This window comes from Microcoleus sp. Pol8_D6, assembly GCF_036700965.1.
Classification (GTDB): Bacteria; Cyanobacteriota; Cyanobacteriia; order Cyanobacteriales; family Microcoleaceae; genus Microcoleus.
The window spans coordinates 1-12,410 of the sequence record NZ_JAUBPW010000004.1; the positions used below are offsets into that span (position 1 = coordinate 1).

General features: G+C 42.9%; 7 protein-coding genes and 3 pseudogenes. 2 read left to right on the forward strand and 8 right to left on the reverse strand.

Translation table 11 applies throughout. The annotated features are described in order from the left end of the window. Window positions 1-530: pseudogene (locus tag QUA10_RS02700) on the reverse strand (ISKra4-like element ISMiva1 family transposase); the annotation flags it as partial. Window positions 531-548: 18 nt separating this feature from the next. Beyond that, a complete protein-coding gene (locus tag QUA10_RS02705) occupies window positions 549-1,055 on the reverse strand; it encodes a response regulator (RefSeq protein WP_333080924.1) in 507 nt (168 codons plus the stop codon). A 422-nt stretch (window positions 1,056-1,477) separates the two neighbouring features. Here QUA10_RS02705 and QUA10_RS02710 point away from each other — a divergent pair, with 422 nt between their 5' ends. Further along, complete coding sequence (locus QUA10_RS02710; protein WP_333080925.1) at window positions 1,478-4,504, forward strand: PAS domain S-box protein; 3,027 nt, start codon at window positions 1,478-1,480, stop codon at window positions 4,502-4,504. A gap of 238 nt (window positions 4,505-4,742) precedes the next feature. On the opposite strand, the pseudogene QUA10_RS02715 reads toward QUA10_RS02710, so the two are convergent. From QUA10_RS02715 to cobA, 6 genes and pseudogenes are all read right to left on the reverse strand, one after another. Next, window positions 4,743-5,325, reverse strand: a pseudogene (locus QUA10_RS02715) (Uma2 family endonuclease). Window positions 5,326-5,412: 87 nt separating this feature from the next. After that, window positions 5,413-6,603 (reverse strand): tetratricopeptide repeat-containing serine protease family protein, encoded by a 1,191-nt coding sequence (locus QUA10_RS02720; protein ID WP_333080926.1) that lies wholly within the window; start codon window positions 6,601-6,603, stop codon window positions 5,413-5,415. A 226-nt stretch (window positions 6,604-6,829) separates the two neighbouring features. Then, a pseudogene (locus QUA10_RS02725) lies at window positions 6,830-7,036 on the reverse strand (type II toxin-antitoxin system death-on-curing family toxin); the annotation flags it as partial. Between the two features lie 12 nt (window positions 7,037-7,048). Continuing rightward, entirely contained in the window at window positions 7,049-7,192 is a 144-nt protein-coding gene (locus QUA10_RS02730; RefSeq protein ID WP_333080927.1) for a hypothetical protein, read from the reverse strand. Between the two features lie 16 nt (window positions 7,193-7,208). Further along, the gene (locus tag QUA10_RS02735) at window positions 7,209-7,403 is read right to left on the reverse strand and encodes a DUF2281 domain-containing protein (protein ID WP_333080928.1); all 195 of its coding nucleotides are present in this window, start codon (window positions 7,401-7,403) and stop codon (window positions 7,209-7,211) included. Between the two features lie 32 nt (window positions 7,404-7,435). After that, the gene (cobA, locus tag QUA10_RS02740) at window positions 7,436-9,022 is read right to left on the reverse strand and encodes a uroporphyrinogen-III C-methyltransferase (RefSeq protein WP_333080929.1); all 1,587 of its coding nucleotides are present in this window, start codon (window positions 9,020-9,022) and stop codon (window positions 7,436-7,438) included. Between the two features lie 141 nt (window positions 9,023-9,163). Here cobA and QUA10_RS02745 point away from each other — a divergent pair, with 141 nt between their 5' ends. Next, window positions 9,164-12,394, forward strand: a complete 3,231-nt coding sequence (locus QUA10_RS02745) for a glycosyltransferase (RefSeq protein ID WP_333080930.1) — start codon at window positions 9,164-9,166, stop codon at window positions 12,392-12,394. The last annotated feature ends 16 nt before the right edge of the window (window positions 12,395-12,410 follow it).

Below are 12,410 nucleotides of genomic sequence, written 5' to 3' on the forward strand. Positions count from 1 at the left end.
TTTATAATCTTTCCAATAACATGGTTCACCCTTGCTTTCATTGCGTAGCCTGACTTTACCTCCATCTAAGGTAATTTTCTGAACTCCTTGTTTAGATGTAGGTAATTCAAATTCTTGGTTCTTTACTAATCTATGTAATGTACTATGAGACACGGGGATTCCTGTGAAGGTTTCTAAATCTTTTTCTCCTTTTTGATAAGACTCATTGGCACTGATTATCAGAGCACACTTTTCCATCATGGGACTGAGTTGACTATAAGGTTTTAACCCGAAATATTCCGCCTGATTATTTGTAATCCTGAGCGACCCAACTACAGATTTTACTGTTCGCGTTCTTCCTGTTTTTATTCCTGATGCTGTTGAAAAAAAAAGCTACCTAATTCTGGCCCCACTTCTGATAATATTTTTTGACGGAGAGATTTTTCGATACTTTCAAAATTTGACAGTTCGGTTGAATCTGTATTTCTGTAAAGAATGGATGCTACCTCTTTTAAGTGTGCTTTTAGGCGCTTTTGGTCTTCGGGTGTCATTTTTTTCCTCATCTTTTTTCACAGTTTTACTAGCTTTTTCATTTTCGCCCTTTTTTCATATATTTGCAAACGTGAGATGCACCCTTGTTGCAACCGTCGGATGGTTAGGTGAGTTTCGACACGAGCTAATACTTCTTCAACTTGAAACGGCTTAGCAATATAATCTACGCCACCAACAGCCAGCCCCTGAACCTTATTGAAAGTTGCATTTAGAGCACTCAAAAAAATTATTGGAATGCCTGCGGTTTTCTCGTCAGATTTTAATTGTATACAAACTTCATAGCCATCCAAATCGGGCAATTTAATGTCGAGTAAAATTAGTTCCGTCCATGGCGATTTGGCGGCTCGGATCGCCATGGCACCTGTTGTGGCACTGCGAACTTTATAACCATGTGCGCTCAAAGTACGGCCCAGAAGACGCAGGTTATCAGGCAGATCGTCAACAATTAAAATATTGCCTCGGTAGTTGGTAGCTGGATCGCTAACTATATCGCTAGTTATATCGAGAATCCTACTGCTTTCCATACTTTTCTGGTAGAGGACTACAACCCTATGAACAAGAGTATACTTTAATTATTAGGTTATCCACTCACTTGACGTAGAAACAAGTCATGCGATCGCAGAGTTCTAGGAGTGGCACGCTGGCACAGCCCCTACAATATCTGACTTGTTGAGGTAGGAATAATCCCTCCGTGGTTGCCCTTCTTCGTTTCGGCTAGCATGAGGAGAAGATTTTTGCAACCCAAGCAGCCGATTTATGAACAAGCACATTTCTTAAAGGGCAAGTCTACTCGTCATTGCGATCGGATGTCTCGTGCTGCTGGGTTGGCAATTTGACATCTCCGTACTCAACATTGGTTTTCCCGGTATGACTTCGATGATGAAGCGGGCAATGGCAGAACTCAATCGCTAAACACTTCAGCACTCATTAATAATGCAGGTTAGATATGATTACACAATTTTTTGAGACTGGAGGATTCATTCCTCATGGTCACTGCTATCTCTGGCAAACAAACTTAGTAGGATTACATATTTTATCCGATGGTTTAATCGCTTTAGCATACTACTCCATCCCAATCATGCTAATTTACTTTGTGCGACAGCGCGAAGATACTCCTTTTCAGAAAGTATTTTTTCTGTTTGGCACCTTCATAATTGCCTGTGGTACAACTCATATCATGGAAATTTGGACGCTTTGGTTTCCTACTTATTGGCTTTCTGGAGGACTTAAAGCTATTACTGCTCTGATTTCTATATATACTGCATCTGAGCTAGTGTTTTTAATTCCATCAGCCTTAGCTTTACCTAGTCCAGCTCAACTTATTACGGCAAATCAAGCCTTAGAACAGGAGATCAATGAGCGCAAGCGGGCTAAAAACGAACGCAAACAAATTGAGGTGGCTTTACGAAACAGTGAAGAGCAGTTTCGCAATGCGTTTGAAAATGCGTCAATTGGAATGGGGATCGTTTCACTTGATGGGCACTGGGTGAAAGTCAATCCTGCCTTATGTCAGATTCTTGGCTACTCCTCAGAAGAGTTGTTAGCGTTAACTTTCCAAGACATTACCCATCCCGACGATTTAGACCTGGATCTTAGTTATGCACATCAACTATTAGCAGGAACAATTTCAACTTACCAAATCGAAAAACGGTATTTCCATAAACAAGGACATATAATTTGGATTCTTCTTGATGGCTCGCTAGTACAAGATGAACAGGGAAATCCGCTGCATTTTATTGCTCAAATCCAAGACATCACCGCTCGAAAAAAAGCTCAAAAGACGCTAGAGCTTCAGAGTGTTATTATGAATAACATGGCAGGTGGAGTGTGTTTAATTAAAGCCTCAGATCTCAGGATAGTCTACACTAATCCCAAATTTGATGCTATGTTTGGCTACACAGATGGCGAACTCGCAGGTCAATCGGTTGTTGTCTTGAATTATGTCGATACAGAGGTTACACCAGACGCAAGCGTTGTAGATATTGTCACTCAACTTGAGCAGAAAGGGGAAGCACAATATGAAGTCTACAATAAGAAAAAAGATGGAAGACTTTTTTGGTGCAGGGCTCATACGTCTAGGTTTGAACACCCTGAATACGGAACTGTCTATGTTTCCGTTCAGGAGGACGCAACAGAGCTAAAACTGGCTGAGCAAGCTTTGCAGGCTACCACAAATCGCCTCAACTTTCTCCTGAACTACAGCCCGGTAGTTATTTTTAGCTGTAAACCGGGTGGCAATTATGGAGCAACGTTCATCAGCGAAAATGTCAAAGATGTATTGGGCTATGAAAGCATTGCGTTTTTAGAAGATTCTGAATTTTGGGCGCATAACTTACACCCCGATGATGTAGAACGAGTAATTAAGGGCTTAGCAAATCTATTCGTCAATGATTTTTATTTCCATGAATACCGTCTTCGTCGCTCAGATGGGGTTTATCGCTGGATACTCGGTCAACTCAGACTAATTCGAGATCGTGCAGGTATACCAGTGGAAATCTTGGGATATTTAATTGACATTAGCGATCGCAAACAAGCCGAGTTGGAACTTCAGCAAGCTAAAGAAGCTGCAGAAACAGCAAGCCGAGCCAAAAGTATGTTCCTGTCCAATATGAGCCACGAACTCCGTACTCCTCTCAATGCTATTTTGGGATTTACGCAATTGATGAGTTACGATCCGGTTCTGACTCCCGAACTCCAACAAGATCTGGCGATCGTCAATCGTAGCGGCACACATTTATTGGAATTGATTAACGACATTTTAGATTTATCTAAAATTGAGAGCGGACAGATGACACTCTCTCTTTCTGACGTTGACCTCAAGTTTTTGCTGATTTCTCTTGAAGAAATGTTGCAAATTAAAGCCCAATCGAAAGGATTGAAACTAATTGTCGAGCGAGATACCAATCTTCCCCAATTTGTGCATACCGATGAGAAAAAACTGTATCAAGTTTTAGTCAATCTGCTCGGTAATGCAATTAAGTTTACTAATCAAGGAAGCGTCACCTTACGAGTAAGATCAGAACATATCGACCAAACGTCCTGTCGCCTATGTTTTGAAATTGAGGATACTGGAGTGGGAATTGATCCTGCAGAAGTTGAGAGCTTATTTAAGGCGTTCGTGCAAGCTGAAGCGGGGAATAAATTGAATCAAGGTACTGGTCTAGGTCTTGCTATCAGCCAAAGATTTGCCCAACTCATGGGTAGTCAGATTCGGGTTCAAAGCACATTGAATCAGGGCAGCATTTTTTACTTTGAACTTGCGGTAAAGATACCTCAAGGAGTCTGCCTTGCTTCAGAATTGCTTAAACAAAGAGTGATTGGTATAGCTTCAGGACAACCAACTTACCGCATCCTTGTGGTTGAAGATGTAGAGGAAAATCGCCGCTTATTGGTCAAACTCCTTACCTCAGTCGGTTTTGAGGTGCGCGAAGCAACACAGGGAGTTGAAGCACTATCCCTGTGGGAAAGTTGGTCCCCACACCTGATTTGGATGGATCTACGAATGCCGATCATGGATGGCTACACAGCCACTAAACGCATTAGAGAACACTCTCAGGGACAAGAGACTGTCATTATTGCTTTAACTGCCAGTGCTTTTGAAGAAGACCGAGAGAAAGTTCTTATGGCTGGTTGTGACGACTTTATGAGCAAGCCATTTCAGGAATGCCTCGTCTTTGACAAACTCGCTCAATACTTGGGAGTAGAGTACATCTACACAGTTGTAGGAAAAGATTCCCAAAAACTATTTGTTGATTCTTTATCTCCCAAAGATCTAGCCGTAATGTCCTCTCAGTGGTTAGAAGAAATGTATCAAGCTGCCTACTATGTTGATCCTGAAGTCATGAACGAGCTAATCAAACAAATTCCCGCATCTCAATCAACCCTTTCCAGTTCGCTAATTGATTGTGTCAATAACTTTAACTATGACCAAATTCTGGAGTTAATTCGACCTCTGCTCCCGAATCCAGTTTAGTTATCGATTTTAAGGACAAAGAAGCTATAGGGAGCATCTCATATTTGTAAAAACACTTTTTGTGGCTTCTTCGTTCTTCCTCTTCCCTCTTCCCTCTTGCCTCCTGCCTCTTCCCTCTTGCCCCGCAGCCTCAAAACCCTCCCGCTCCAACTCGCTCTGACTTGCATTCCTCACTATGAAATGGTAACGGTTATTTTATTGAAGATGATATGATATAATAAGTCAAAAGTTAATTCTGCTAATTCCAAATTTTTTGCAAATTGAGAACAAATCCCGGCAAAACATTTTCCCCAGAAAGAGTGAGAGGAGATTGTAAAACTTCCACATCTTGACCGGGGCGATAAATTTCAACTTCGCGTTTGTTGCGGTTAATCAGCCAACCCAAACTGCAGCCATTTTCCATATATTCTTGCATTTTTTCCTGACTTTTTTTCAAACTGTCGCTGGGCGAGACTAATTCAATGACAAAATCGGGACAAAGGGGGATAAATTTTTCTCTTTGTTCTGGCGTCAAAGCTGACCAGCGAGATTTTTCTACCCAAGAAGCAGCGGGAGATTGATCGGCTTTGTTGGGAAGGGTAAATCCTGTGGAGGAATCAAACACTTCTCCGAGTTCGGTTTGTTCGTTCCACACATCCATCCAATTGGGTAGTCAATTTGACATTGCGTTTCCCTGTTTCTCCTCCGGTTGGCGGCATGGCGATTAATTCTCCATTGGCGTTGCGTTCGAGTTTCACGTCTGGGTTTTCTTCGCACAGTTGATAAAACTGTTCTGAAGTTAGTTTAATCAGGGAGTTGAGGTTTAAGGTGATAGCAGTCATGGTTATTTACCTGCTGTTTTTATGAACTACATTAAGAATTAAAAATGGGATTACTCATTTTTAATTCTTAATTATTAACTTCTCATTTTACTGCAATTGTTTGATTCTGTTGAGCGCGTCTTGATAGGCGCTGGTTCTGCCGCCTTGCTTGTAAAGTTCTGCTGCTTTTTGAAAGTCGGCAATTGCTTGGGGTTGGTCTTTGTTGTCCAGGTAAGCTAAAGCTCGGTTGTAGTAAGCGTCGGCAAAACCGGGATTGGCTTCGATCGCCCGCGTGTATGCTTGAATAGCAGTGGAACCGCGTGTGGGTTCGGTTTGAGGCAAGCCGGCGGTGATCAAAGTGCGGGCATTGCCGATATTAAAATACAATTCAGGGGTATATTTGGGCTTGAAAGCGAGTGCTCTGTTGAAATCGGCGATCGCCTCCCAAGCATCTCCTTGATCTAACAGCGAAAGTCCTCGAAAATAATAGGCTTGGGCGTCTTGCGGATTGGCGGTGGATACCGGGCCGATCATTGCGGGAGTATTATCTACTTTTAAATCGGATTTGTTTATTCCCGCCGCCACTAGCTTCGCGATAAATGTATTGATGGGAACTGCTGCGTTAAATCCAGTTTTAATTGGGGCGACTTCGCCGGAACTGGTTTGAGCAAAACCAAATTCCCCTTGTCCGTGTAAACCGATGACTCGCGCTTCGGAGTCAAAAACTGGGCCGCCACTCATGCCACTCCAAGTTACGGCCTGATACCGCAAAGTGTAACCTTCCGGGCGGTTGCGCGGGCGGCTGGTAACGAGTCCGGGAGAGAGTTCGGGTTCTCGTTCGGCGCCGAAAAGTCCGCCCGTAGCGGGATAGCCGTAAACGAAGATTTGAGTGCCGATGACGGCTTGATCGGAATCTGCGATCGTCGCGACTGGATATTCTTCGGGGCTTTCAAATTTGACTACGGCTAAATCCGGGTCTGTTTCGGCGGTTTGCAAACGGGTGACCGAGGTTGCTTGATAGTTTTTGCCTTTAGACGTGCGAACGGTGTATTTCACGTCTGCTTTCTCTACGACGTGGTTGACTGTTAAAACTGTGTAAGTTTTGCCGTTTTTGGCAATAATTACCCCAGAACCGTCTCCGAGGGAACTGTTAATTTGTACAGTCAGTGGCCCAGCAATGCTGGCGACTTCTTGGGGGGTTTTGGCGATCGCACTTTGGCTGATGACTATGGTTAAGGCTGCCGTAGTTCCTGCTAGCAGGGTGGTTAAGGTGTCGTAACGAGAAAAATTTATATTCATGGCTATTGCTAATTAGTAGTTGGGTAGGGGGATTTGCGGGAGAAAGGGCGATCGGCGGTTGGTGCTATTTTCTGTTTAGTTTTATTACTGATTTGACGCAAAGGATCTCGGCTTTGTTCTTTAGTGATAATTTTACTCGCTTTTTTGTTCCGCGATTCGCTATTTCCATTTAGGGTGAGTACGCCACACCTTACTTAATCTCCATGAAGGCTGCCCAACTTACTTATTAACACTCAATAATACATGACTTAAACTCGGTGGTTAGTTCTTCCTTAGTCATGGTTCCCCGTGCGACTCCCATCACTAAATCATATACTCCATCGTCCGTCAAATTTAGAGTGCAACCATTTAAACGCAAAAAGGTATCTGTCACCGCAAAACCCGATCGCTTGTGACCGTCAATAAACGGATGATTCATCGCTATATGATAGAGATAAGCAGCAGCTTATTCGGCAATTGTCGAATGCAACAATTGACCGCCAAAAGTTGATTTCGGTTGAGCCAAAGCCGACTCTAACAAGCCTTCATCTCTGACGCCGGGAGTGCCACCAAATCTTTCTATCTGTCTGGCGTGGATATTGACAACCATACTTTTGCTGACAAAATTAGGAGTTGGCAAGGCGACGATAAACCTCCTTTCTTTCGCGTTCTGAATCTAGATATGCCTGCCATGCTTTGGCTTCTAGTTTTTGTGGTTCTTCTTCTTCAGTCTTTAAGGAACGGACAAATTCAAGCACTTTCAGCAGCAAGGGTTCTGGCACTTGGTCGAGTTCTTGAAGAAGTTGGTCTTTTGCGGTCATGTTTCTTTCCTCCTAATGATCGTACAACTATTTTACAACCTCGCTTGTGCCCATTGGACGATCGCCTCAGTCAATCCGTCTAAGGTATATTCCTTAGCTTCCACATCTAACTGACCCAATAATTTCTGACAGCTTTTGGAAGTTTCAGGACCGATGGAGGCGATGCAAACGCTTTCCAACCAATCCTTAGACAAGGACAATTTTGGGCTTTGTTGTATGAGATTGCAAAAGTTATGTACGGTTTTGGAACTGGCAAATGTTATGATATTTATGGCTTGATTTTGGAGTGCGGATAGGGCGATCGGATCAATATTTTCTGGACAGCAAGATTGGTAAGCTGGCACTTCTATTACTTGCGCTCCTTTGGCGGTGAATTCTTTTACTAAAACTTCTCTGCCGCCGCTTTCTACTCTCGGAAATAGGATTTTGCAGTTTGTAGGGGCGGTGCCCCCGTGCCCGCCCTGCCAGGGGAAGTTCTCGACTAGGGAATCGGCGACAAAGTTGGGGGGAATAAAGTCTGGTTGTAGAGAGTGCGATCGCAAACTTTCGGCTGTTTTTTTGCCGACAACTGCAATTTTAATACCAAACAAGCTGCGGGCGTCTTTGCCTTTTGCTTGTAATCGTTGGAAAAAGCAGTCTACAGCGTTGTGGGAAGTGAGAATTAACCAGTGAAAGCTTGACAATTGTGCGATCGCACTGTCTAATGGTTCCCAACTCGAAGGTGGCCCAATTACCAAGGCGGGCATTTCGATAACGCGGGCTCCTTGTTGCTGGAGTCGATCGCTAAATTCAGCCGACTGAGAAATGGATCGCGTGACTAAAATGGTTTTTCCTGCTAGCGGCAATTTGCTGTTATTAGTGTTGACTGGTGTATCGATCATATTTGTGCTTTCTGGCTGGATTAAATATTCGCGCAATCTAACTACTTCCCCAATTACGATCACGCAAGGCGATAGAGATTGACCTGCTGTTTGCTGTACAATGTTGGAGAGAGTGCCGAGCCAAATTTGCTGTTCGGGGCGGCCACAATCTCGGATAATGGCGATCGGAGTTTCGGTCGATCGTCCGTGCTTTTGCAATTGCCAAATTATCTCGCTTAAATTGCGCCCTCCCATCAATATTACCAAAGTTTCTATCTGCACTAATGCTTCCCATTCCAAAGCATCCGGTTCATGGGCGCTCATCACTGCAAAACAGCGGCTCATTACCGGATCGGTGAGGGGAATTCCTGCTAATAAAGGTGCGGCTAAGGCGGAGGAAATTCCGGGTATTACTTCAAACTCACAGCCCGCTGTGATTAATGCTTGAATTTCCGAACTGGAGCGACCAAAAATAAACGGATCGCCACTTTTTAAGCGGATTACTTGTTTTCCAAGTTGGCAATGTTCTACCAGCAAACGGTTGATTTCTTGCTGCTGGGTGGACGGTTTACCGCCACGTTTCCCGACTTCGATTTTTCGACAAGTTGCTGGGATTAATTCGAGTTGCGGGATGTCGATTAGAGCGTCGTAGATTAAGACTTCGGCTTGGGATAGCAGTTTGTGCGATCGCACTGTCATCAAGTTACAATCTCCGGGCCCCGCACCGACTAGATAAACTTTCCCTTTTTGGTTTTTCACAATTCCTCCTCGATAGTATAGTTGTATGAATATTGCTAGCCTATAGTAAGACGCGCCAAGGCGCACCCTACACTATAGTAAGACGCGCCGAGGCGCACCCTACGGTATACTCCGCAGTTTATTGTATTAGAAAAGCTATTTATGCAGATTATCATCATCACGGCCGCCGATGCAAATTACTTTGAATTGGTGCAAGGTACTATTTTATCGGTGCGGGAAAAACCAGAGGGTGAAAATGTGGCGATCGGCTTTTTCGATCTCGGCTGTACTCGCGAACAGTTGCAGTGGCTGGAAAGACAAGTTAATATCATTCAAAAACCAGATTGGGACTTTGACTTTCCGGGCAGAAATGAATCTCCCGAACATTTAAAAGGACTATTAGTTAGACCTTGTTTGCGAAAATACTTTCCCAATTTTGATATCTACCTTTGGATTGATGCGGATGCTTGGGTTCAAGACTGGAGAGCAATTAATTTGTTGGTTGAAGGAGCATCGCGCCGGGGACTGGCAATTGTTCCCGAAGTTCACAGGGCAAGCTTGCAGCAGTACGGGCAACTGCCTCAGTTTTGGCAGTGGGTTTATCAACAATATGAGGCTAACTTTGGTGAAGAAACTGCTAAAAAATTCTACAGTTATCCTATATTAAATGCCGGAGTTTTTGCCCTCCGAAAAGATGCTTTGCACTGGGAAATCTGGGCTGAAAAACTCCATCAAGGATTGCAGAGATCTGGCTGTGTCATGACCGATCAATTTGCCCTCAACCTCGCTGTTTACAGTGGGGAATTGTTCAATATGACTGAAATGCTGCCAGCTTGGTGCAATTGGATATTCAACGGTTTTCCGGTTTGGGACAAGCAGCGAGGCTGTTTTGTGGAGCCGTACTTGCCGCAGGAGGCGATCGGCATTTTGCATTTAGCTGGCCGCCAGCAGTTTGACCAAGTACAATTGATGGCAAATGACGGCGATATCCTAGAAATTAGCGTCCGTTATCAACCTAAAAAACAGCCAGCAATACGAATATTTCAAGAACCAAAAATGACTTACCAACAACCTGAACTGAGCAAAAATAATTTATTACAACCAGGGGATTACGTTTCACCAGGGTTCCAAATAATTATACCTGACTCCTATTTCCCCAATATGATTATTGCCGATCCAAATGCGAGTAACTGGCCTTACTTGCGCCGGGAAATTCCGCATAATTGGTATGCAGACAAGCGCTATCCATTCATCGGGTTTTTGAATCGCGACGAAGCCCACATCCTTTACAATACAGCTCTGCAATTCAAAGGTAAAAAAGCCTTAGAAATAGGCTGCTGGCTAGGGTGGTCTGCCTGTCACTTAGCCCTGGCAGGAGTTGAATTAGATGTCGTAGATCCGCTGTTAGAAAGAGAGGACATTAGACAAAGCATAATCGACTCAATTCAAGGTGCTCTAAATGCGTCTGGCGTTAAAACATCTGTCGAGCTAATACCAGGCTACAGCCCCCAAAGAGTAGAAGAATTTTCCGCTCAATTCAACCGCAAATGGTCGTTAATTTTTATTGACGGAGAACACGGAGGTGATGGGCCGTTAAATGACGCAATTGTTTGCGAAAAATTGGCGGAAGAAGATGCAATAATTTTATTTCACGATTTAAGTGCTCCCGATGTTGCTAAAGGTTTTGATTACTTAAAGCAAAGGGGATGGAATACTGTAATTTATCAAACAATGCAAATTATGGGTGTGGCTTGGCGGGGAAATGTCGAGCCTGTAAAACATCAACCCGATCCCAATATTTCCTGGCAGTTGCCAGCACATTTACACGGTTACAATATTAGCAGTTTAGAGAAAATTAATTATCAAACAGCCAGCCAAATTAATCAAAACCAACAGTCATCTTATACCAGAGATTTTCACCAATTAATCGGAGAAGGAGCTCGCAGTTCTGCTAGAGAAATTATTCCCCTGCTTTTAGACTTGCTGCAACCCATTTTACCTAAAAGTGTGGTAGATGTGGGCTGCGGTACGGGAAGTTGGTTAGCTGCGTTCCACAAGTTGGGAATTGCTGATTGTTTGGGAATAGATGGTGATTATGTCGATCGCACTATTTTACAAATTCCTTTAAATCAGTTCCAATCCGCCGATTTAAAGCAACCGCTGCAAATAAACAGAAAATTTGACTTAGCAATTTCTCTGGAAGTTGCCGAACATTTGCCGGCTACCTGTGCCGAAAACTTTGTTAATTCTCTCACTCAACTAGCACCAGTGATTCTGTTTTCTGCTGCGATACCATTTCAAGGAGGCGTGGAACACGTTAACGAACAGTGGCCACAATATTGGGTTTATTACTTTCAGAAAAACGGGTATGCAGTTATTGACTGCTTGAGAAAAAAAATATGGAACAATGACAAAGTAGAGCCTTGCTACGCTCAAAATATCTTGATTTTTGTTAAACAAGAATACTTGTCGAGATATCCGAGGTTAGTAAATGAATATCACAATACCGATCTGAATCAATTAGCCATTGTCCATCCCAAGATTTATTTTTACAGCTTGCAATCGGCTAGAAATTCGGCACATAATTTACAATCAGAAAGTGTCAAACAAGTTACAGCCTCGCCACAATTGGCAGATCGACCTTTGGTATCTGTGATTATTCCCTGCTACAATCAATCTCATTTTTTGGTGGAAGCAGTAACTAGCGTGATTAACCAAACTTACAAAAATTGGGAAATTATCATTGTCAATGACGGCAGCTTAGATACTACCAGTACAGTAGCAAAAAATGCGATTGCAGCAAATCCCCAGCATCAAATTAGGCTAATAGAACAAGCTAATCAAGGGATATCAATGGCTAGAAATACTGGCATATCGGCAGCAAAAGGTCAATACATAATGCCCTTAGATGCCGATGATATTTTAGCTCCAAATGCCTTGATGTGTCTTTTAGAAATATGTCTAAAATCCAAAGTACCTTGCATAGCATTTGGTTCTTATCAACTTTTTGGCGGCAATGAAAATCACACAATACCCAGTTATGATTTATATTCACCAAAAAATATCAAACAATTTAATATGATTTGCACGTCTTCATTGTATCACAAATCTGTTTGGAATTTGGTCAACGGTTACAAAGCAGAGATGAAAGAAGGTTATGAGGATTGGGAATTTTGGGTTAATTGTCACAAACATAGCATTCCTTTTTGGGGAACGAGAGAAATAGTTCTTAATTATCGTAGCGTTCATGGTTCTAGGAATGCAACTGCTCAACAATATCATCACAAATTGGTAGCACAAATTGTTTCTTACAATCCAGAACTATACGAGATTGAAAGTGTAAACAGTGCTAACAAACTATTGGAATCAATCGGAAATCAATCTTTTTTATAATGAGTAAAGTCTTTAC